Here is a 23,286-nt window from a genome sequence, read left to right on the forward strand (position 1 = left end):
ATGAACTCAAACACCAAAATAGCTATTGTTACGGGCGGCGCTTCGGGCTTAGGATTGGCAACCGCAACCACATTTGTAAACAATGGTATCAAAACAATAATCATCGGTCGCGACGAAAAGAAACTTCAGGATGCGGCAACCAAGCTAGGTTCTCTCTGCGTTTATAAAGTCTGTGACCTTAGTAATCTCTCTCTCATTCCCGGCCTGGTTAATGGCATTGTAAATGATTTTGGGGTGCCGGATATTTTGGTTAACAACGCCGGCATCAATATGAAAAAGCCTTTTGTCGAAGTTAGCGATCAGGATTTTCAATCTATTATACAGACTAACCTCACCTCGGTATTTGTGCTCAGCCGCGAAGTTGTAAAACAAATGACAACTGTAGGAAGCGGCTCTATCGTCAACATAAGCTCTATGGCATCGCAATACGGCATACCATATGTAATTGCCTACACGGCCACAAAATCGGCCATTGAAGGTATGACGAGAGCTATGGCTACCGAATTATCGCCACAAGGCATCCGCGTTAATTGTGTGGCACCTGGATTTATTGCAACAGACATGTCGGCAAAGGCATTGGATAACGATCCTGCACGCAAACAAAAAGTGCTGTCCCGCACACCGATGGGCAAACTGGGTAATCCCGAAGATGTGGCCGAAGCGGTGCTATACCTGGCATCAGACGCAGCCAAATACGTTACCGGTGTAGTATTACCTATTGACGGGGGAAACTCCGTGGGATTCTAGTTTGGCGGAGTATAATTTGTTGATGAGTTAATTTGTCGATTTGTCAATAAGTCCATTCTTTCAAATATAGAGCACAAAAAAAGCCGCTATCTTAAAGATAGCGGCTTTTTATTTTCATTGACAAATCAACAAATTAACCAATTGTCAAATTATGCGCGGAGCGCATTTTCTACCAGAAGATTGAATATAGCGCTACAATTACGCCGCATACAATCAGCGCACCGGCTGTAAAAGCGCGTGATGTTTTAAACATTGAGGCGTCAATCTCCAGTCCGTTTGCTTTATCGCCACGTGCGTTTTCTACCCATGATATGATCACCATACCAACCACGCAGATGAGGAATACAAAACCCATACGATCGAGGAATGGAATTTCGTAAACACCTGCATCGCTCTTTTTAGAGAAACCCATTGGTGCCAGCCATGCAAGGTTGGCAATTGTTGGTAAAAACTTAAAGAATACCGAAAGGATAAACCCACCTACCGCGCTGAATACAGCAGCTGTTGATGTAGTGCGTTTCCAGAAGAAACCCAGCAAGAACATGGCAAAAATACCCGGAGATACGAAGCCTGTATACTCCTGAATATATTGGAAACCACCTTTTTTATCGATACCTAAAAATGGAGAAATAACAATACCTAATATCATAGCTATTACAACAGCTATCTTGCCGGTGCGTACCAGGCTTATATCCGTTGCTTCGGGGTTAATAGCTTTCTTGTAAACGTCGAGCGTAAAAATAGTAGCGATACTATTTGCTTTACCCGCCAGCGATGCAACAACGGCAGCCGTTAAAGCCGCAAATGATAAACCTTTTAAACCGGCAGGCAATAAGTTAAGCAATACGGGATATGCCCTGTCGGGGTTAACCTCGCCGCCTTGTATCAGATCTTGATGAAACAGATCTTGCTTGTAAAGCACGTAGGCCGCAATACCCGGTAACACCACAATTACAGGCATTAACATTTTTAAGCAAGCCGCGAAAAGCAAGCCTCCACGGGCCGTTTTTAAGTTAGCACCCAAGGCACGTTGCGTAATGTACTGGTTACAACCCCAATAGTTAAGGTTTACAATCCACATACCGCCAATTAGCACGGTTAAACCCGGAAGGTCCATATAGCTTGGGTTGTCCTTTTTTAGTATCATGTGGAAGTGATCGTTGGCCTGGCTCATCATTAGGTTAAAGCCATTAAGCACGCCATGCTGTCCAAAGTGCGAAGCCACCAGGTTAAGCGCGATATAAGTTGTTACTAAACCGCCTAGTATCAGAAAGAAAACCTGGATTACGTCTGTAAAACCAATTACTTTCATACCACCAAGCGTAATAATTACAGCGAAAATTGCTAACCCCCATATACACGCCTGGAAAGGAATACCCGATATAGAGTTTACGGCAAGCGCCCCCAGATACAGAATTGAAGTAAGGTTAACCACAATGTATAGTAACAACCAAAAGATGGCCATAATCATAGCCACAGTGCCGTTATAGCGCTGCGACAAGAATTGCGGCATGGTAAAAATCTTATTCTTAAGGTAAACAGGAATAAAAAATACCGCCACAATAATCAGGGTAGCTGCAGCCATCCATTCGTAAGTTGCTATGGCTAATCCCATCTTAAAGCCCGAACCACTCATACCGATCATTTGCTCGGCTGAGATATTCGACGCGATTAGCGATGCGCCTATGGCCCACCAGGTTAACGACCCTTCGGCCAAAAAGTAGTCTTTAGAAGTTGCATCAGCATTGTGCTTGCGTTTGTACACCCAAAAACCGTAGGCTGATACGATAATGAAGTACACAAAAAATACGACGTAATCGCCGGTGGATAGTCTTCTCATTTATTAATTAGGTTTTAATTTGGCTTGGTTTAACAGATTTAAGTTGTCTGCCTGACAATTATAATTATATAAACCGATTAATCAAATTTTCGAGATACTCTTGTTTTCCACTAACTACTTTTGGTTCACCGTTTTCGGCAGCGTAGTTGCGCAGATCTTCTAAAGACAATTTACCTTCTTCAAATTCTTTACCTTTTCCGCTGTCGAAAGAAGCATACCTGTCGGTTCTGATCTTTTTGTAATCTGATTTCTGCAAGATGTTATCTGCAATAACTAAAGCGCGTGCAAATACATCGATACCACCGATATGCGAGTAGAAAAGATCAGCCTGATCTGTGGAGTTACGACGAATCTTAGCATCGAAATTGATACCACCACCCTGGAAACCACCAGCTTCTAAAATAATCAGCATATACTCTGCCACTTCCGCAATATTGTTAGGGAATTGATCTGTATCCCAACCATTTTGCATATCGCCGCGGTTGGCGTCTATTGAACCCAACAAACCTGCATCGGCAGCAACCTGTAACTCATGCTGAAAAGTATGACCGGCAAGCGTAGCGTGGTTTACTTCCAGGTTTAGTTTGAAGTCGTTCATCAGATCGTATTTCTGTAAGAAACCTAATACCGTAGCAGCATCATAATCATACTGGTGTTTAGTTGGTTCGCAAGGTTTCGGTTCGATAAAGAAAGTACCTTTAAAGCCTTGCTTGCGGGCGTAATCTTTAGCAGTATGTAAGAATTTAGCTAAATGCTCCTGCTCGCGTTTCAGGTTGGTGTTTAACAATGACATATAGCCTTCGCGACCACCCCAGAACACATAATTTTCGCCACCTAATGCAATTGTTGCATCTAACGCTGCTTTAACCTGTGCGCCGCCATGGGCAAGCACGTGAAAATCGGGATTAGTAGAAGCTCCGTTCATATAACGGTGATGAGAGAACAGATTGGCAGTACCCCAAAGCAATTTAACGCCGCTTGCGGCTTGTTTTTGCTTCGCATATTCTACCATTGCGTTTAAGCGACGCTCATTTTCGTTGATATCATTAGTATAGTCAACCACATCCACATCGTGGAAGCAATAATAAGTTAAGCCTAATTTGGTGATGAACTCAAACGCTGCGTCCATTTTATCTTTGGCACGTTCAACAGCATCAGCTTTAGCATCCCAGGGATGAACGTGTGTTGGCTCGCCAAACGGATCGGCACCATTACCAACAAACGAATGCCAGTAGGCAACTGCGAAGCGAAGATGCTCCTGCATGGTTTTTCCGGCTACAACTTTGTTGGCATCATACCATCTGTAAGCAAGCGGATTATCACTCTGTGGCCCTTCGTAACCAATGGCTCCAATCCCTTTAAAAAATTCCTTTTCTCCTGTTATAATATTTGACATGCTATTAAAATTTGAGTTCTTATTTATTTTATTATCTGACTGTTATAATATTTCCAATTGTCTTTCCAGCAACGATTTCCACTCCTGGTATACCTGTTCCAGGCTATCACCCGAAGGCTGAATTAGCTGCACAGGTTTCATGTTTTTAAAGGCTTCAGCTGGGGTTTGATAAACGCCTGAACCGATACCCGCACCAAGTGCAGCACCTACGCTACCATCGTTCTCATAAAGTTCAACAGGTACGCCTGTAACATTTACAAAGCTTTGCGCAAAAACATCGCTCAAGAAAAGATTGGCTTTCCCTGCCCTGATGATCGATGGCGACATTCCGTTCTCACGCATAATGTCCAGCCCGTATCTGAAGGCACAGGCTATCCCCTCTTGTATCGCCCTGAATACATGGGCTTGTGTATGCAGATTTAGATCGATATGGTGGAAATGTACCCCTACCAGCTTATTGTTAAGCATCCGCTCTGCACCGTTGCCAAAAGGAAGGATACGTAACCCCTCGCTTCCAGATGGAATGGATTGGGCCATATCATTCATTTGCTTATAGCTAATTGACGAACCGAAAAGGTTTTTAGCCCAACGATTAAGGCTACCGGTACCATTAATGCAAAGCAACACTCCCAGGCGCTTTTGTTCGTCAGCATAGTTTACATGCGCAAAAGTGTTTACACGGGATTGCTTGTCGTAAGTAAGTTCATCGCTTACGCCATAGATTACACCCGAAGTACCTGCCGTAGCTGCAACCTCTCCCGGTTGAAGTACATTTAGTGAAAGCGCATTATTAGGCTGGTCGCCGGCTTTGTAAGTAACCGGGATACCTGCTTTTAATTTGAGTTGAGTTGCAACAGCAGCTGTTACCTCGCCATGTACAGAAAAAACAGGTAATATCTCGGGAAATAGATCTTTACTAAAACCAAAATAGTTGATTACATCCTCAGACAACGTTCCGTTGATAAAATCAAAAAACACCCCTTCTGATAAAGAAGATACCGAACTGGTGATACTCCCGGTTAGCTTCATGGCAATAAAATCACCGGGTAGCATGATCTTATCTATCTTATTATAAATTTCGGGCTCATTTTCTTTGACCCAGGCGAGTTTAGAGGCTGTAAAATTTCCGGGTGAGTTAAGCAGGTGTGATAAACAATGCTCTTCACCTATAGCCTCGAACGCTTTATTGCCAATCTCCACAGCACGACTATCGCACCAGATAATGCTATCGCGCAATAATTGCTGGTCTTTGTCGACCAATACCAGGCCGTGCATCTGGTAGCCGATGCCGATGGCCGATATATCCAAAGGATTATACTTGCCACTTTGATTGCATAGCGCAATAGCCTGTTGAGCCTGCTCCCACCACATGTTGGGCGACTGCTCTGCCCATCCAGAATGGAGTGATTTAATTGGCGATTCTGTATCGGGATATTGAGCGCTGGCAACGGCTTTTTGTGTAGCCGCATCAACAACTGAAACTTTAACAGACGAAGTCCCGATATCGATTCCTAATAGTAACATAATTTGGTGTATACCTGGTTTTAAATTGCACTAGCAACCAACGAAATTAAATTATTTTTTGAATATGCAATCGATTGTTGAAATTTATTTTTGCATTTTTGTTTAACCGAGTATGAAACCGAAAAAACGAACCACAATTTATGACATTGCCGAAAAGCTTAATGTCACCCCATCATCCGTATCGCGTGCACTTAATAACAGTAATTATGTTAATGAGACGACGAAAAAGCTGATCTTAAAAACTGCCGAAGAGCTTAATTATAAGCGCAATACGCTTGCATCTAATCTGCGTAAAGGCCAGTCTAAAACCATTGGGGTTGTTGTTCCTCGTATTAATCAAAACTTTTTCGCCAATGTTATTGCAGGTATTGAGGATGCAACTTATAAGCAAGGTTACAACCTCATTATCTGCCAATCGAACGAATCTTATGAAAAAGAAGTTCAATCTATCAATACACTCATCAACCAACATGTTGATTGTATTGTAATCTCGGTTTCTGTCGACAGCAAAAATTACAAGCATTTGCAAAACGTACTCGACCACGGCATACAACTGATACAATTTGACCGCGTGGTTGAAGAACTGGAAACGCTTAAAGTAATTAATGACAATGAACAAGCCTCATTTGAAGCTGTTAACCAAATCATTGAACAAGGCTACAAACGCATAGCACTGCTGGAAGGGCCGCAAAACCTGGCTATTTTCCGTCAGCGTAAAACTGGCTATTTGAACGCCTTGGCTAAAAACAACATGCCTGTGATTGATGAACTGATCATCGAAAACGCATGGACTAAAGAACTCGGTGCCAAAGCCACACGCAAATTATTGGGCCTTAAACAACCACCCGATGCTATTTTTGCATCTACCTCCGATTTCTCTGCACTTGGCGTATTGGAGGTAGCTACCGCCATGAACTTTAAAGTACCTTCTCAACTGGGTATCTGTGGTTACTCTAACGAAGACTTTACTGAATTAACAAGTCCGTCTATTACGACCATAGATCAGTTTAGTTTTTATATGGGCAAAACGGTGGCTAATTTATATTTTCAGGAAATGGAGAATAATGACACCATTGTTGTTCCGAAAATTATTAGCATTAAGCCCAAAGTAATCATGCGTACATCAACTCAAAAATTAAAAAAAGACTAACTCCCGTTAATTAGCCGGTGGGCCTAAATAGCTTTCTTTGAGTCCGCCGGTGTTTACAACCAGTTTTTGCAATACCACGCCTGCATCAACCATCCAATATTTCAAAACATGATTTCCGGGTTTGGCAATATGATGTTTGGTCTCCATCTTTCGGATATTCTCTGCAACGGCGGCATTCCAATCCTTACTATCGGCAATGGTGTTAATATCAACTAATTGTGGCTGTTCATCATCTATCGAAATACCATAAAACAACCCTTTTTGATTTCTGAAATCAATTGTAGGCGAAACGTAAGTTATTATCGAAACTGTACCCGTATCCTTTAAATTGATGTTGTACTCTAAACGAGGGCTGTTACCAATAGCTTGCTGTTTTTTCGCAGTTACAGGAACCGGTGTCACGCCAGACAGTGTTTTACCATAATCGGGTACTGTTAGCCAACTTACGGCATTGCTATTAACTGCTTTAGTGTAATACGTTGCTTCAATAGCGATATATCCATTATTCTCTGCGAATGCTCCTGCAAGAGCGGGCTTCTCATTATTTACAGTTACTTCAACTGTAATCTCGCCTCCGGCACCCTTAATTTTTAACGGCACATGACTCGTTCCCCTCGGTGCTTTTGCCCAGTCGACATTGATCCAAACACGCTGTTGTTGCATAACTTTGCCTGTTTTAGGTTTAATACCCACATAGGCAGCAGAGCTTTCGATGTCATAATTGAATGTTTCGCTGCCCTTATTGAAGATCTCGGCATAATGCCCGCCCTTTTCCCAAGGGTAAAACTGCGGGAACCCGGATACACTTGCATTGCCTGACCATGATTTTGCGGAGCCTTCTATAGCTACGCCCATTTCAGCCTTGGCAGGCACGGATATTTCTGTAACACTGGGTACTTTGTCAACTTCCGGTTGTTGCCAGTAGGTATAACTAATATGGGTTTGATCCATCATGTGGTTCCATTTGCCATGAGCAAGGGTGTCGTTATAATAACGGGAAATTTCCTTATCTCTTTTAAATAAAGCCTTAACCCGTGAAGCTGTAGTATTTGTTGCAGCTCTGCTTTGTTCTGCATATAGCTTGTTTTTAGCTACTTCATAATACATTTCGTTTAGATTGGCACAAGCTATTACAGGGTGAAGAACCAGTTGGTAATAGGCATCTTTCGCGGCTGCCGGGATTTTGGTATAAAGCTTTTCGGCTTCATCTCTTAATTTATTGTAATCAGCCACCACAGTTTCAAATTCGCGATAATTAGTTAAACTATAAGTATTCTGATCTAATAACTCGGGTTTGCGCCGACCATTATATTTCGTATAAAGCGTTAATATCCTGGCAATTTCGGCGGCATTTGTTTTTCCGAATTGTTGGGCAGCCCATTGTTCGGTGTACGACTTTAAACTGTTGGCAGGCCATCTATTGGGGTTCCACGCATAATCAAGAAAAAAGCTGATCGGAAATTCCATAGGCTTCAAATCGCCCACGTTTACAATCCATATCTGCCTGGCATTGTACTCATAAGCCAGGTGCATTTGTTCCCAGGTTTTTGATATTGGGTTTGTGTTGAGCCATTTATAATTGCGCGGGCCACCTACGTAGTCAAAATGATAATAGATTCCATAGCCGCCTTTACGTGGATGCGCATTTAAATTTGGCAGTTTTCTGATATTACCCCAATTATCATCGCATAGCAAAAGTGTAATGTCATCAGGCACGCGCATCCCTTTATCGTAATATGCCTGCACTTCTTTATATAGCGCCCACATTTGCGGTGTTGCAGAGGCATCTTTACCTGTAACCTCACTAATAATTTGCCGTTGATCTTTTACAATACCTTCTAACAATTTTATGTTGCTGCCCTCGGTCATTGGCATATCGCCATCGCCACGCATTCCCACGGTTACAATGGTTTCTTTGCTACCCATATTCTCTATGCCCTTCCGCCAAAAGTCCTGCAAAACATCCTTATTATTTTCGTAATTCCATTGGCCTTTACCATAGCGTTTCCATTCTTGTTGAGCCCTATCCATCGGTTCATGGTGCGAAGTTCCCATTACTACGCCATACTCGTCGGCAAGTACCGGGTTTAGTTTATCGTCGTCGTTAAACGCATTACCCCACATGGCAGGCCACAAATAATTGCCTTTTAACCGAAGGATGAGCTCGAACATCTTTTCGTACATGTTATGGTTTACACCACCAAATTTCTCGTGCGTCCAGCCCGAAAACGCGGGGGCCTCATCATTTATAAAAATGCCGCGGTATTTTACCGCAGGTTCGCCATCGCTGTAGCTGCCTGTTTTCACATAGATGCGATTCCGCTTTTTAACCGGCACATCTGCCCACCAATACCAGGGCGAAACACCGATTTGAGCAGACAGATCATAAACGCCGAAAATCGTTCCCCTCTTATCACTTCCTGTAATTATCAAGGCTTGGTCTACCCCTGCAAAGGGTTTCTGTACAACCTGTATCAAATAGGTTTCCCATTTGCCGGTTATAGAAGTTACGTTTAACTTTTTCTCCCTAACTAGCTGATCTATTTTATCATTTTTGCCCAACGTTCCAATTAACACCAATTGCTTTTGGTTGGATTGAGTTAACGAAGCAGAAGCGCCGCTCACTGAGTGAAGATCTGTTATTAAACTATTTACAGCTCGTTTTACACCAATGTATTCATCGGCGCCTACATATATTGATGCCGCCTTGCCATTAATCGATAAAGGAAAGTCACCGGCGCCGGCCGCATTACTTATATACGATTTATGCCCCGGAGCTTGCGTATACCCCAACGCCGGAATTAAAACGGCAATAACAACAGCAAATAGTTTATTGAGCTTCATGTAGCTTTTACTTTGGTTAAAAATTGGTTACGCTTTGATAAGCCTTTTTACGCTGCAGGTTTTGATCGAACAATAATGGATAATTTTTTCGTCCTTTTACAGGATATTCATCGAGCCAGGTGTGCTGGTCGGATATATTCCAGAAAGTTACACCCGTTATTACGTCTTTGTATTTGCGGAAAACTTTAAATGCCATGGCATACTGGTCGGCTTGTTTTTGCTCGAGATCCTGTGTATAGGTATCTGATTCGCCTGGGAGACGTTCTCGAGGGCTTTTCTCCCAAGGATATATCGACATATCTAATTCAGTGATCTGCACTTTCAAACCTAATGAGGCAAAGCGTTCTATCGTCGTTATAAGATCTTTTTGCCCGGGCTCATATATCGACCAATGCGCCTGCAAACCAACCGCATTGATCGGTACTTTGGCATCGATCAATTTCTTTAATAATTTGTAAACCCTCTCTCGCTTTTCGGGACGCTCGGTATTGTAGTCGTTATAGAAGAGCACTGCCTTAGGATCGGCTTCATGGGCGTATTCAAAAGCTTTATAAATAAAATCCTCGCCGCATATCTTGTACCATAACGAGTTACGTAGAAAGTGGGTACTATCATCGTCGATAGCCTCGTTAACAACGTCCCATGCGTAGATCTTGCCTTTGTAGCGATTAACAACTGTAAAAATGTGATCCCTTAAACGCTTTAACAGTATTTCCTTACTTAATAAAGTGCCTTGCTGATCGTAGAATAGCCATCTAGGCGTCTGTTCGTGCCAGCAAAGATTATGGCCTCGTACTTTTAAACCGTGGGCCTGTGCGAAGGCGACTATCGAATCCGCATCCTGCCAATTGTAGCGGTTCTCCTCAGGATGTATTGGCCCCATTTTCATGGCGTTTTCTGGCGTAATGCTATTAAATTCCCTTATTATCAAACCAGCTTGCTGAGTTTGCTTAATGCTGTAAGGCGATACCGCTACCCCTAATGGAAAGTATTTACGATAATAGTCCTTCAGGCCTTTAGTATCGGCATTACTTTGTGCCGATGACTTTAATGCCAATGTCAACAGTATTAGCAAGAGATATTGTTTAGAGATCTTCATTTTCACAGGCATCCATTTTGAATAAAATGCCCGGTTATAAAACCGGGCATTTACCAATCAATTAAACCGCTTAAATATCAGGGAGTTTGTCCCTGCAGTCCTTGTTTAAAGCCTGCATATGCTGGCTTCTTAGAAAAATCGGCATTAAATAACAGAGGTAAATCTGATTTCTTTTGCGATGTAATAATCCAGCTAGTAGCATCATCAACACCCCAAACTGTTATACCGGCACGTTGAGCCGCAGGCACATTCTGCAAATACGACCATACTACATATTTATAAGTAACAGCCTGATCTGCAGCGGTGAACGAACTTAACGTAAAGTTACCCATGTCGCCCGGATTGGCGCGTACATCAAGCTCGGAGATGCGCACCTTTAACCCTGTTGCAGCCAACGCTTTAAACATATTATCAATACCTGCTTTAGGTGTCCCAATAGAAATATGCAGTTGAGTACCCAAACCGGTAATTGGCACACCTGCAGCTTTGAGCTCGTTAGCCAGGCCAACAAACGCGGTTAGTTTGGCAGTTGATGTCTCGAGGTTGTACTCGTTCATAAATAATTCTGCAGCTGGGTCTGCTGCGTGGGCATAATTAAATGCACTGGCTGCATAAGCCCGGCCCAGATAGTTTTGCCAAACAAATATACCACTACCGGCTGCCGTGTTGCTGTTATCGCGCAGGGCGCCTGCATCTGTAAATGGCTCGTTAAGTACGTCCCACTGTTTTATTTTTCCAGCGTAATGGCCTACAACCGTTTGGATGTGGGTTTTCATAGCATTATCGACGGCCGTAACCAAGGCAGCCCCGGTTGGAGGCGAAGCCAACGCGTTGTCAACAACAGAAATATCATCAACCAGATAGGTATTGGCTTTTTGCCCCATATCCAGCAATATGCGTGTTTGTGGGTCTTTTGCGGTGAAGGTCCAGGTGTATTGTGTATAAGCCGTTGTTACGTCCTGATCACCTTCATAAGAGGCATTACCACCCGTTGAATTTTGGGTAGACAAACGAATGGCACCCGTGCCGGCTGCATAAGCCTTAACCCAAAACGTAACTTTATAAACCGAGTTTGGTGTGGTAGTAAACAGCGGACTAGCGTACTGCACCATGTATTGCTTGCCCGGATTATCCGCAGCAACAACAACTTTCAAAGCCTTTGCACCTCCATGCACCTCGCCGGTTGTTGTGGTTGCACTAAACGAGCTTGCGCCGTTATAAGCCGCCCAGCCGTCAAAACTGCCGGTCTCAAAGTCGCCATTGGTTAACAAATTCGGCGCCGAACCGCTGGCTCCGCCACCAGTTACCTTAGCGTAGTAAGTGGTATTTTGCTGTGAGTGCCACACCAGGGTGTGCCCGTAAACCTGCAAACCATTGGTAGTTGCCAGATTATAAAAAGCATCGGCAGTAGTAAAATTGTAAGTCCCATCATCCTTTAAAACAGATGAATTTTTCAATTCGTTGCCGAAGGTTATTGCCGAAGCCTCGCGCTTTACGGTGGCCATATATTTATTACTGGCGGTAGAAAGCGGGTACTCTGTTGCCAAACCAATAGGAAAACTAACCAAGCTTTTTAGTGTACCGGTAGTATCAGCGAAGTCGCCATAGTTAGCTACGCCCATCTCCTGATTCTTTTTGCATGAACTGCCCAGCATAGCCACGATTGCAAGGGTCGCCCAATATGAATTTTGTAAATATCTTTTTTTCATGTTAGTATTTTTAACCCGGCTACGCTTAGTAGCCGGGTTGGTTTAATCAAAGTTTAAATACAATTAATAACCAGGGTTTTGCTCCATTTTAGGACCGGAGGTTACCAGGCTGATCTCTGTGTTTGGTATTGGCCTTAAAGAATATGCATCAGCAGGGGTTGACTTTGCATATCCGGTATAACCCTCTGTAGCATTATACATTTGCAATCTGCGACCTAATGATTGGGTGCGCACCAAATCCCACCAGCGGGTAGACTCTTCGTATGTCTCACGAGAGCGTTCATCCAATATAAAATCGAGATTGATCTGGCCGGTATTTACCTGCATGGCGGCAACGGCTGCGGTATTTTGCGCACTGGTGTTGGTGCTTTTATAAGCAGCACGAGTTCTTATTACGTTAAGCATGTTGGCGGCATTTGCTAAATCGCCTGCTTTGAAATAAGCTTCAGCAGCTAACAGGTAAACATCTGCAAAGCGGGCTACAACAACCGGCCTTGTCGACGGATCATTAACACCTGTACGGTTAGGGTCATCAAACTTCTTCATCGATGGATAATAAATCGGCGTGTAGGCATTAGCTGTTGAACCCGCTGTAACCAAGGATGGTGGTATCAAAATCACACCTTTAAATGAAGCTCGTTTCGCAGCACCCGGATCGTAGGGCGGCATCCATATCGCGGTATCTACACCCACTGTCAGCGCCCCTCTTGGTGTACTCACACCAGCAGTATTAGCTATCCACGTAGTTTGGAACGATTTATCAAAGCGGCTATCATTCGTTCTGTCGGCAAATACACGCAGCATATAATCAGTATTTGGGCGAATACGTATAAACGGACGACCATTTGCAACATCACGCGTCATCATCGAAGTTCCGGTTGATGAAGGGTACGCTGAATTAAGTGTCGGATAATTCGGACGGAAAAACACAGTTAACAAGTTATAGTTACCGCCTGCGCCCGCCGCTACATAGTTACCATATTTAGGGTCACTGCTTTCGTCAATCACAAAAAGGGTTTCTTTACCGTAATCATTAGCAGGCTTAAAGGCATCCCCAAAGTCTTGCCAGAGGTCTACCCCATAAGCAGCTTTGTTAGTAATCAATTTATTAAAGGTTGCGGCTGCAGTAGTGAAATCAGCGGCCTGGTTTAAAGCCCACCCTCTACATAGATATGCTTTACCTAAATAATACAACGCGGTGGCCTGAGTAGCGGCTTTGCCGCCAAAAGGCGATGCCGGCGTTGCTTGCAGTTCTGTTGACGCCTCGGTTAAGTCTTTAATAATCTGAGCGTAGATATCAGCAATCGGCGCCCTGGAATCAGCAGTTGTTGGCTCGGTAACAAAGGTGGTATGCAACGGAACTTTGCCAAACGTAATCACCAGGTGATAGTATAAAAATGCCCTTAAAAACTTAGCTTGCGCAAGGTATTGGGTACGTTGGGTTGGATCAGTAATAGCGGTACCGAATTGTAAAACACCGTTAAGTGTATTAATATCCTGGTACGAGATCTGGAAAGTTGGCAAAAACTCGTCGAGGCCGATATTTTGGTAGGTAAAAACCGGCGTGCCGCTTCCGCTGCCGCCTAATAGTGTTTCATCAACCCCACCATTTACTTCGTTAGTGAAACCTTCGGTTCCCCATAAACTGCGCATGGTGCCATAGACGCCAGTGATACCACCAACTACCCCCACAGCCGAACTAAAGGATTGCTGTGTAATAGCGGTGCGTTGTGTTTCTTCCAATATATTCTTCTGACAGCTGCCCATAACAAGGGAAGTAGCGGCTGCTATGATCATGGAAATCTTTTTATATTGTTTCATGTCTTTTAATGCTTAAATGTTAAAGTTTTACACTTACACCCAATTGAAATGTGCGGGTTGGCGGGTTATTTAGGTTAACTGTAATTGCACGGCTGGTAGTTGTACCTGCAGCGCCCCCACCAGATGTTGGGTAACCCGTGTTGGCCGTTGATGAAACGATACCGCCAACTGCGTTCCCTTCCGGATCGATAGCTAAACCATCATGAACCAGCGGTGAGTAAATAATAAAAGGATTATAACATGTAGCATACACTCGTAATGAACTGATGCCAACCTTCGCCAGCATTTTTGACGGGAAAGTATAGCCAAAGTTGATACTGCGCATTTTAACAAATGAACCATCGCGATAAGCCAGTGTAGAAGCGTAGATCTGCTTGTCGTTAGCCGCATCTGGTGCCGGGAATTCGTTGGTTGGGTTGGTTGGTGTCCAGTAGTTTACCTTCCATTGGTTTACACGGCCATTGCCGAAGAATGGATAACCCTGGGCACTACCATCGGCAGAAAGATATGGCACTACAACTTTTTGACCGATACGGAAATTGGCTACAAAATTCAGATCAAAGCTTTTGTAGGTAAATGTATTGGTAATACCGCCGGTGTATTTAGGCTGAAAGTTACCGAGGATTTGCATATCTGACGCATTGATCTTTCCATCGTTGTTCACATCCTGAACTTTGATCTGTCCTGGTAACTGACCGTATACGGCCGCCTGCCTGGCTTCGCTTGTTTGCCAGATGCCTATTTTCTTTACATCATAAATAACGTTAAACGGTTGGCCTACAAACCAGTTATTGCCGATATCCTGCTGTATACCATCGTGCAGGGCTATGATTTTGTTTCTGTTGAAGGATATGTTAAGGTCTGTTGTCCAGTTTAAACCATTAGCACTCTTAATGTTTTGTGAGCTGATCGAGATCTCCAAACCTTTTCCTTGGGTTTTACCAGTATTTTCGAAAACGTTGCTTGCTCCGTTGCTTGGAGGAAGGTTTACCTGTTGCAGAATGTGATCTGTTTTTTGCTCGTATACATCAACCGAACCGGTAATACGATCGTTAAACAATCCGAAATCTAAACCAATGTTTACGCTATTTGTAAATTCCCAGGTTAAGCTTTGGTTGGCAAGGGTTGATAAGAAGTAACCGTTGGCTCCGGTAGAACCATAATTATAGAAATTGCTCGATAACGGACCTGCAGACGAATACGCGCCTACCGATTGGTTAGATGTTTTGCCATAACCGCCGCGTAGTTTTAAAGAAGATACTACACCGGTTAAACCTTTAAAAAAGCCCTCACGATCGATATTCCACGCTGCTGCGAACGCAGGGTATACGTAGTATTTTTTAGTTGGGAATACAGATGAACCATCATCGCGAATGGTGGCCGTTACCGAATATTTACCATTGTAAACATAGTTTGCACGGCCCATGTATGATACTAAACCATTTTCTGAGAAGGTTGCTGCGTTAGGGGTAGCGTTAACTGTTGCTGCTTGCCCCAGATTATAGTTTTGGATATAATCAACCGGGATACCTACACCAGAAAATCCGTTACCCTGGTAGTGGTCTTTTTCGATGCTATATAAACCAGTTACCGTAAGGTGATGCTTTTGAGCGAATACCTTATCGTAAGTAAGGATATTATCAATAGTGTAAGTATAGTTTTCGCTGGCATTTACATTCTCTGCTGCCTGCGCATACGAAGTATTGTTGTTATAGAAAGTATTTGGGCCGGTATACATACCACCACCACTTGAGTAATAAGCAAAACCAACGTTACCCCGATATTTTAGCCCATCTAAAATATTGATCTCTCCGTATAAGGTATTGATTGAACTCAGCCTTCTGTTTTGGTCGGTATTGGTAGATTTATCTCTTATAGTTAACGGGTTTACCACGTTAGCATCTATCGATCCAACCTGCGGCAACATGTTGATGGTTCCATCGGCATTGTAAGCAGACACCAGCGGGCTTAGCCTTACCACACCACCTACAGGATAACGGTTACCACCATTGGCCACAGATAAGTTGGCGATAGTGCTACCACCTACTTTAAAAATTCTGCTGATCTGATGATCTACGGTAGCACGCATGGTATAGCGTGTATAGTCCTGACCATATATTATCCCCTGCTCATGGCGATAGCCCGAACCGAACGAAAACTGTGTACGATCGGTACCGCCGGAGATGTTAAGGCTTTGATCATTAACATAACCTGTGCGGTAGATTAGTTTTTGCCAATCGGTATTAGTTCCATTAGCTAAACCAGCTGTTTCGGCGGGAGTTAAGTTATAGTTTGATGTACCAGGGTTAACGCTGTTTAAAACACGGGCAGCTTCTTTAAAGGCAGCGTACTCGGTGCCATTCATTAAGTTATACTCGCTTGTTCTGTTGCTTACACCTGCATAGGCATTGTAGTTAACAATAGTTTTGCCCGATTTACCACGTTTGGTGGTGATGATGATAACACCGCTCGCACCTCTCGAACCGTAGATAGCCGTTGCAGATGCATCTTTTAATACATCGACTGTAGCGATATCATTAGGGTTGATGTCGTTGATGCTTCCACCAACAAACGGAGAACCGTCCAGTACAATTAAAGGTGTATTCTGATTGTTGTTTTGCGTGCCCGAAACACCCAGCGAACGCTCGCCACGTATACGGATCTGTCCGGCAGCACCCGGTTGGCCGCTGTTGTTCTGCACGTCCACACCGGCTAAGCGCCCTTGTAACTGATTAGTAATGTTGGTTGCAGGCACTTCTTGCAACGTAGCACCACTAATGGAACCTATGGCACCGGTAACATCTTTTTTCCGTTGAGTACCGTAACCCACTACCACCACATCGTTTAAGTTGCGGCTGCTTGGGTTAAGCCTAACTTGCAAATTGGCACTTTGCGCATTAACAAGTACTTCTTGCTGTAAGTAGCCTATATAGGTTACCAACAAACCTGTCTCGGCCTCTGGCACATTGATAGAGAACTTGCCGTTAATATCTGTTGAAGTAGAAAGCTTACCAGATTTTAATTTAACAGTAGCGCCGATAAGAGGAATTCCCTTCTCATCTAAAACTGTACCGCTCAGTTTACGGGACTGGGCGTAAAGCGATATGGAAAACAAACTCATACATATTAGTATAAGCCAGCTTTTCCAGTAGTTTTTGAGTAATTGTCTTTTCATAATTTATAATTGGATTTAAGGCATTCTATTATTAGAATATTGATAATGAGAACTATACACACATTTTGGGTATAGTTTGGCACGCAGCATGTGTTAAGTGGGTATTCTCATCATTGCAATAATTTAGTTTTAGCGTTTACCAGATCATATACTTGAGCTCATTTCCCGGAGCAGCAATTATTAACGTGGTGATATAAATTGGTTATTGTAAAACTATCATAAAATACAATCGATTGCACAAATAAAATACGATTTGCTATTTTTTCTGCAAATACCATTTATACATGAAATTTTTTCTGAAAAAACTCAAATTGTCGATTAAAATGATAACACTAAATCGATATTGATAAAATGTTTTTATTTCAATTAATTACATAAATGACAATAAAAAGCACCGATTAACGCACCAAAAATTCTGGTTTTAGTACATCCATTACACAACTCTGTCGAATACGGCTTAGCGTATAAGCTACACTTAGAATACTTGTTATCATGCCGTTAGAAAGCCTGATTATAATAGGCTTCCAGCAAGAACAAAGAAGAGGGAGTCAACAACAAAGTCGTTGTTACTTGCTTTGGTCAGCAGTTTGGTGGGCTTTTATATAAGTTGAAGCATCAACCATTGTTGTAACCCAGATACTTTTTTGATTGCTTTTGAGAAAATGCAGCAATTTACTGTGATCGCCCAAGCCAACATTAAGCGGATGCCCGCCCCCAACACCATGAAAAAGAAATACTAATAAGGTGTGAGTTTCCATCGCCTTTTTGACCAAACTGATCATATAGTCGGCATTTTCGCCATTGATACCATAACAATTAATGTTATCGAGATCAACCTGGTTAACTGACTTTAAACCTGGGGTTACACCACGTGCACCTGCAAAATCGCTTTTTAAATAGTTGTAAAACAGGGTGTCGCCTATTTTTGTATCACCACAAGGGTAAGCGAAAGTCCGTTTGCCTTTTCCATCAATTGCTTTAAGAAGCGTATTATTTATACGTGCTTCGCTAACCGCACGTGCTACGGTATATTTACTTAAATCAGTTGCTGGCGTAACAAAAGCTCTCCCAGGCAAAGAGCCGTCGCAAGGGTGATATAAGGTATGATTACCTAGCTCATGGCCATGGGCTGCGGCCTTGCGCCACTCCTCTATCCTATTATTTACAACTGGCGATGAACCAATAAGATAGAAAGTTCCCTTAAAATTCATAGAATCTAAAGCAGGAAGCACATTATCAAGGTCTATGTCGATGGCATCATCATAAGTAAGTACCACAGCGCATTGTTTATTGTTCCACAACTGCGTGTTTTGCGCGTTTGCGGTAAACGTAACAAATAATAGTAGTCCGGATAGGATGTGCTTAAATTTCATAAACAGCTTTTATAATAGTTATATGCGATCAGTAGAGGCCAAATATATTCCGGAAGTATCATATTTCATAAAATTTCCGAATACCAGGGATCTAAAAAACTTCCTTTTTATTGACGATAAAAGTAAAATTAATACAATCGATTGCATAAAGAATAAATTTTAATCACCTTTATAACAACCAATATCAAACTGCCTTTACTTATGAGATCTACCCGTTATATCTTGATACTATGTTTACTCGCCTACACTGCCTTGGCAAAGGCAGATATCCGCTTGCCTGCGCTGATAAGTGATGGCATGGTATTACAGCGAAATACTATATTAAATGTATGGGGTTGGGCACAACCCGGCGAAAAGGTGGAGATAAAGTTTGCTGGCAAATCTATACGGGTAACAACCAACGGCACAGGCAATTGGTTAGTGAAGTTTCCCCCGTTAAAAGCGGGTGGACCATATATAATGGATATAAAGGGAAAAAATCATATCCTAGTCAATGATATTCTGATAGGCGATGTATGGTTCTGCTCGGGCCAATCTAATATGGTATTGCCTATGGACCGTGTTAAAGAAAAATATCTCGACGAAATTGAGAACGCTAATTTTCCGCAGATCCGCAATTTCTTTTTGCCTACCGTATCCGACGTAGCTAAGGTACACGAGGATACACCACCGGGTAAGTGGCTCGCAGCTAACCCGGCCAATGTACTTACTTTTGGTGCGGCATCCTGGTTCTTTGCCAAGCAACTCTATTCAAAATATCATGTGCCGGTTGGGATCATTAATTCGAGTGTGGGCGGTACCCCTATTCAGGCATGGATAACCGCCGAAGGAATAAAAGAAATACCACAATACTCATCGCGAGTAGAAAAATTTAAAGACACCGCGTATCTGGCGTCGCTACTCAAACCTAAACCGACCGCGAAAACTGATGACCTGCAGCCTGATAAAGGGCTTACAGAAGCGGTTAAATGGTACGATACCACCTATGTACCAAACCACTGGCATCATTTCTGGATGCCGGGCTATTGGGCTGATCAAGGTGTTAAAAATCTTAATGGTGTGGTTTGGTTCAGAAAAGAAATCAACCTGCCTACCGACGTGGCTGGTAAACCGGGCAAGTTATTGATGGGCCGCATTGTGGATGCCGACCAGACTTACGTAAACGGCAAATTGGTTGGCAATATTACTTACCAATACCCACCCAGAAGATATGAAGTGCCTTCGGGTTTATTAAAAGCAGGAAAAAACACCATTGTAATAAGGATAACAAACACCGCGGGCAAAGGTGGGTTTGTACCCGACAAATCAAACGATTTAATTATCGGAGATCAGCGTATCGACCTGCGAGGAGACTGGACTTATAAAGTTGGCCAGGTTTTTAGCCCGGCAAAATATGAGGGTGAAGCTCCTTTCTCGGCACAGAACGAGCCAACAGGGTTGTATAATACGATGGTGGCCCCGGTTATCAATTACAGGGTAAAAGGCTTTGTATGGTATCAAGGGGAAGCAAACTCGGGCAAGCCAAATGAATATCTTTCGCTTTTAAAGGCATTAATTACGGACTGGCGTAGCAAATGGGGAGACAACAAATTACCGTTCGTCTACGCACAGTTACCCAATTTTATGGAAGTACAATACTCGCCATCCGAAAGCCAGTGGGCCGAATTGCGCGAAGCACAGTTAAAAGCATTGAGCATACCAAATACCGGTATGGCAGTTACGATAGATGTGGGCGAATGGAACGATATTCACCCGCTCGACAAAAAGGATGTTGGCGAACGTTTAGCACTAGCAGCCGAGAAAGTTGCCTATGGCGATCAGGCCATCGTTTCATCAGGCCCACTGTTTCAGTCTGCAAAGGTAGATGGCGATAAAATCCTCGTCAGTTTCAGTAGCATCGGCAAAGGCTTAATGGTGAAAGAGGGCGGCGAGTTACAACAATTCGCAATAGCCGGGTCTGATAAAAAGTTTGTATGGGGTGTCGCCAAAATTGAGGGCAACCAGGTTGTAGTATCAAGCCCACAAATCCCCCACCCTGCTTATGTGCGTTATGCCTGGGCAGATAACCCCGAAAATCCAAACCTATATAACCAGGAAGGCCTTCCGGCCTCCCCCTTCAGAACCGATCAGTAAATATTATCTTAAACCATTTTCTTTAAGATATTTTATTAATGTTTCAGGATTATCGGTTTGCAAACCGAGTAAGCCCAACACAGCTGCTTTTTGCCATACAGCAGGACCCTCAGTAGGGCTTTGCGCGTCGGGCCAAGCAGGGATATTGTGCGCCTTTAACCAAGCCACCATTTCGTTGGAATATTGACTGTAATCACCATCCAAGATATCTGGATGATAACGTTCTATGAATTGCTGCATTTCAGTTATCGACTTTACGCTATCCGGCATACTTACCATTAATGGTATCTTTGGAGCAACTTTGCGCCATTTTACAAACTGATCTGCGCTGTTAATGTAAATCAATACCTGCTTATCCATTTGATGCTGCTTCAAAATTTGATATACAATACCCGGGGCGGCATCCTTAAAATCGATATAAAGGTTTATCCTGTTCCGGCTCAGATTAAGTATATTTTCAAAAGTTGGAATATGGCATACAGAGTCCTTGTATTTAATCTCTAACTGGCTAACCTCGGTTAAGGTGAGAGTTTTTATAGACCCTTTGCCATTGGTCATCCGATTAACCGAAGCGTCGTGCAGGCTTACCAACTTGCCATCTTTGGTGGTACGAAGGTCTATTTCGATATAATCCGCACCAGCCATTATAGCTTGCTCGTAAGCTTCGATGGTGTTTTCCGGATAAAGCGTGTGATCGCCACGGTGTGCCACAACTATAAATCGATGTTTTGAATGCGGAACAGGGTTTGGTTTATAGCTACCAACCTCATTTTGCGCGAATAGCGATAAGCTTAAAGAAACACCTGTTATAAGTAAAATCAGCTTTTTCATTAATATGCATTAAAGCAAAAGAGCCGTTATTGCTAACGGCTCTTTTGCTAGGTGTTTTATTATTATTTAAGAATCCACATCACACCGTTAATATCATCATTGCCACCAAATTGGCTTTGTAATGCCTTGTTATAATTGGTTGCGTTAGATGTACGCTCTGCCGACAAATATTTAAAACGCAAAGCTATACGACCACTATTACCGGTACCCGGACCTGTAGTAAAGTTAGGTACCAGCGTACGACGATAGGTGAAGTACGACTCCAAACCAGAGTGTCTGAACAATGCCAGGTATTTTTGTTGCAATATAGCTGTTAATCCGGCGGCACCGGCTGTATACTTTACACTCGCTTGATTATAGTAAGTAGTAAAGTTAGCAGGAATGCTATAGGTATCGTAGTTAGCAGCCGCAGTAACATCTGTAGAACCAGGACGATAGAAATAAGCTGTAAACGCGCCATTATCCGGGATACCGTAAGATGCCATTGAAGCTTTGATACCGTTTATGTAATAGCTTTCCGCATCGCCGGTTGCCCAACCACGGTTAATGCCTTCTGCAATATTTAACATCAGTTCGGGATAACCGATCTGGATACTTGGCTCGCCGGTAAAGGTTGAGTAAAAATGCTTACGGTTAATGAATGAGTATTTCTGTAAACCGGCATTATTATACATCACACCTAAATCTAAACCCGCATCGGCACCAACAAATGAGGCAAAATCGGTTGGGTTTTGCTTTTGGTTATCAACCAAATCGCGAGCTGGCTCGGCCGTAACGTATACCCTTGGATCTTTTAACTGAGTTAATAAACCAATGTAAGTGGCCGAAGTATTTTTACGTGAGCCACTTTGACCAAAGTTATTTGGATTAGACGGGTAAAAATTGTTTGGCGTAACAAAGGTGTATTGCAGGTTATCTGCGGAACTGGTCATTAAAGGATATTTCTTAGCATCTCCAATAATAGCAGCAAACTGCGATGGAATATTCATGTCCGCATCTGTTGTTGCCTTTTTACTCAGTTGGATCAGCAAGCGGATACGGAAAGTATTAACCACTTTCTGCCATTGCACTAAACTGTTGTTTAAGTAGATATCACCTTGTAATGTGTTATCACCGGCGGAAATTAACGTTGTAAGATCAGTATTTGCGCTTTCTAACCAGGTTAATGATTGCTGCATTACTGCTTTTTGCGTATCGTAAGTTGGCTCCAGATTATCTATACCTTGCAGTGCCTGAGTCATCGGGATATCGCCCATTTCTAAACTCATTTTGCTGAAGAAGTATGCACGAAAAAACTTACCTAAAGCACTATAAGGGTTTACTGCAGCAGAGCCAGACTTAATAGCCTGTTGCTCCATAGCCACTACGTTTTTCAGGGTTGGATAGTAATCGTCGCCACTGCCCAGGTCGTACCTGTTGTTACCATAATAATCATAGTTATAAAGGTAATATTGATCGTAGATCTCGTTCTGGTTTTCGGGCAAATCGGCCATTTTATTTACTATGCCGTTAAACAACAGCGATGCCGGTACACTACTAGGCTTGTTGGTATTTTGAGTAAGCTCTTCGAAACTCTTTTTACAACTGGTTACTGTTAATAGAACAACTGCTAACAGTAAATAATTTTTAAATATCTTTTTCATG

14 protein-coding genes are annotated in these 23,286 nt (G+C 42.9%); 3 read left to right on the top strand and 11 right to left on the bottom strand.

Annotation, left to right across the window (positions count from 1 at the left end; genetic code table 11):
- Positions 1-747, top strand: coding sequence for an SDR family NAD(P)-dependent oxidoreductase (locus tag GSY63_RS16730; protein ID WP_166586984.1), 747 nt, complete (start codon positions 1-3; stop codon positions 745-747).
- A gap of 169 nt (positions 748-916) precedes the next feature.
- Here GSY63_RS16730 and GSY63_RS16735 read toward each other — a convergent pair whose 3' ends face one another.
- From GSY63_RS16735 to GSY63_RS16745, 3 genes are all read right to left on the bottom strand, one after another.
- A complete protein-coding gene (locus tag GSY63_RS16735) occupies positions 917-2,587 on the bottom strand; it encodes a sodium/sugar symporter (protein ID WP_166586985.1) in 1,671 nt (556 codons plus the stop codon).
- A gap of 64 nt (positions 2,588-2,651) precedes the next feature.
- Positions 2,652-3,983, bottom strand: coding sequence for a xylose isomerase (gene xylA / locus GSY63_RS16740; protein ID WP_166586986.1), 1,332 nt, complete (start codon positions 3,981-3,983; stop codon positions 2,652-2,654).
- A gap of 42 nt (positions 3,984-4,025) precedes the next feature.
- Entirely contained in the window at positions 4,026-5,507 is a 1,482-nt protein-coding gene (locus GSY63_RS16745) for a xylulokinase (protein ID WP_166586987.1), read from the bottom strand.
- 112 nt (positions 5,508-5,619) lie between these two features.
- On the opposite strand from GSY63_RS16745, the gene GSY63_RS16750 reads away from it, so the two are divergent.
- Entirely contained in the window at positions 5,620-6,657 is a 1,038-nt protein-coding gene (locus GSY63_RS16750; protein WP_166586988.1) for a LacI family DNA-binding transcriptional regulator, read from the top strand.
- 6 nt (positions 6,658-6,663) lie between these two features.
- Here the strand turns inward: GSY63_RS16750 and GSY63_RS16755 are convergent, their stop codons facing one another.
- From GSY63_RS16755 to GSY63_RS16780, 6 genes are all read right to left on the bottom strand, one after another.
- A complete protein-coding gene (locus GSY63_RS16755) occupies positions 6,664-9,501 on the bottom strand; it encodes a glycosyl hydrolase 115 family protein (protein WP_166586989.1) in 2,838 nt (945 codons plus the stop codon).
- A gap of 16 nt (positions 9,502-9,517) precedes the next feature.
- On the bottom strand, positions 9,518-10,600 hold the full coding sequence (locus tag GSY63_RS16760) for an endo-1,4-beta-xylanase (protein ID WP_166586990.1): 1,083 nt from the start codon (positions 10,598-10,600) through the stop codon (positions 9,518-9,520).
- Between the two features lie 77 nt (positions 10,601-10,677).
- The gene (locus GSY63_RS16765; RefSeq protein ID WP_166586991.1) at positions 10,678-12,309 is read right to left on the bottom strand and encodes an endo-1,4-beta-xylanase; all 1,632 of its coding nucleotides are present in this window, start codon (positions 12,307-12,309) and stop codon (positions 10,678-10,680) included.
- 63 nt (positions 12,310-12,372) lie between these two features.
- The gene (locus GSY63_RS16770; protein ID WP_166586992.1) at positions 12,373-14,130 is read right to left on the bottom strand and encodes a RagB/SusD family nutrient uptake outer membrane protein; all 1,758 of its coding nucleotides are present in this window, start codon (positions 14,128-14,130) and stop codon (positions 12,373-12,375) included.
- Positions 14,131-14,149: 19 nt separating this feature from the next.
- A complete protein-coding gene (locus GSY63_RS16775) occupies positions 14,150-17,305 on the bottom strand; it encodes a SusC/RagA family TonB-linked outer membrane protein (protein WP_166586993.1) in 3,156 nt (1,051 codons plus the stop codon).
- Positions 17,306-17,871: 566 nt separating this feature from the next.
- Entirely contained in the window at positions 17,872-18,678 is an 807-nt protein-coding gene (locus tag GSY63_RS16780; protein ID WP_166586994.1) for a polysaccharide deacetylase family protein, read from the bottom strand.
- A 201-nt stretch (positions 18,679-18,879) separates the two neighbouring features.
- On the opposite strand from GSY63_RS16780, the gene GSY63_RS16785 reads away from it, so the two are divergent.
- Complete coding sequence (locus tag GSY63_RS16785) at positions 18,880-20,811, top strand: sialate O-acetylesterase (protein ID WP_166586995.1); 1,932 nt, start codon at positions 18,880-18,882, stop codon at positions 20,809-20,811.
- Between the two features lie 3 nt (positions 20,812-20,814).
- On the opposite strand, the gene GSY63_RS16790 is transcribed toward GSY63_RS16785, so the two are convergent.
- Positions 20,815-21,642 carry a glycerophosphodiester phosphodiesterase gene (locus GSY63_RS16790; protein ID WP_166586996.1) on the bottom strand — a complete coding sequence of 276 codons (828 nt, stop codon included), beginning with the start codon at positions 21,640-21,642 and terminating at the stop codon, positions 20,815-20,817.
- A gap of 62 nt (positions 21,643-21,704) precedes the next feature.
- The gene (locus GSY63_RS16795) at positions 21,705-23,285 is read right to left on the bottom strand and encodes a SusD/RagB family nutrient-binding outer membrane lipoprotein (protein ID WP_166586997.1); all 1,581 of its coding nucleotides are present in this window, start codon (positions 23,283-23,285) and stop codon (positions 21,705-21,707) included.
- Position 23,286 lies beyond the last annotated feature (1 nt).

It is taken from the genome of Mucilaginibacter agri (assembly GCF_009928685.1).
Classification (GTDB): Bacteria; Bacteroidota; Bacteroidia; order Sphingobacteriales; family Sphingobacteriaceae; genus Mucilaginibacter; species Mucilaginibacter agri.

Excerpts from the sequence above, each read along its gene's own strand:
- GSY63_RS16730 (WP_166586984.1), top strand. The coding sequence starts at position 1 with ATGAACTCAAACACCAAAATAGCTATTGTTACGGGCGGCGCTTCGGGC.
- GSY63_RS16735 (WP_166586985.1), bottom strand. The coding sequence starts at position 2,587 with ATGAGAAGACTATCCACCGGCGATTACGTCGTATTTTTTGTGTACTTC.
- xylA (WP_166586986.1), bottom strand. The coding sequence starts at position 3,983 with ATGTCAAATATTATAACAGGAGAAAAGGAATTTTTTAAAGGGATTGGA.
- GSY63_RS16745 (WP_166586987.1), bottom strand. The coding sequence starts at position 5,507 with ATGTTACTATTAGGAATCGATATCGGGACTTCGTCTGTTAAAGTTTCA.
- GSY63_RS16750 (WP_166586988.1), top strand. The coding sequence starts at position 5,620 with ATGAAACCGAAAAAACGAACCACAATTTATGACATTGCCGAAAAGCTT.
- GSY63_RS16755 (WP_166586989.1), bottom strand. The coding sequence starts at position 9,501 with ATGAAGCTCAATAAACTATTTGCTGTTGTTATTGCCGTTTTAATTCCG.
- GSY63_RS16760 (WP_166586990.1), bottom strand. The coding sequence starts at position 10,600 with ATGAAGATCTCTAAACAATATCTCTTGCTAATACTGTTGACATTGGCA.
- GSY63_RS16765 (WP_166586991.1), bottom strand. The coding sequence starts at position 12,309 with ATGAAAAAAAGATATTTACAAAATTCATATTGGGCGACCCTTGCAATC.
- GSY63_RS16770 (WP_166586992.1), bottom strand. The coding sequence starts at position 14,130 with ATGAAACAATATAAAAAGATTTCCATGATCATAGCAGCCGCTACTTCC.
- GSY63_RS16775 (WP_166586993.1), bottom strand. The coding sequence starts at position 17,305 with ATGAAAAGACAATTACTCAAAAACTACTGGAAAAGCTGGCTTATACTA.
- GSY63_RS16780 (WP_166586994.1), bottom strand. The coding sequence starts at position 18,678 with ATGAAATTTAAGCACATCCTATCCGGACTACTATTATTTGTTACGTTT.
- GSY63_RS16785 (WP_166586995.1), top strand. The coding sequence starts at position 18,880 with ATGAGATCTACCCGTTATATCTTGATACTATGTTTACTCGCCTACACT.
- GSY63_RS16790 (WP_166586996.1), bottom strand. The coding sequence starts at position 21,642 with ATGAAAAAGCTGATTTTACTTATAACAGGTGTTTCTTTAAGCTTATCG.
- GSY63_RS16795 (WP_166586997.1), bottom strand. The coding sequence starts at position 23,285 with ATGAAAAAGATATTTAAAAATTATTTACTGTTAGCAGTTGTTCTATTA.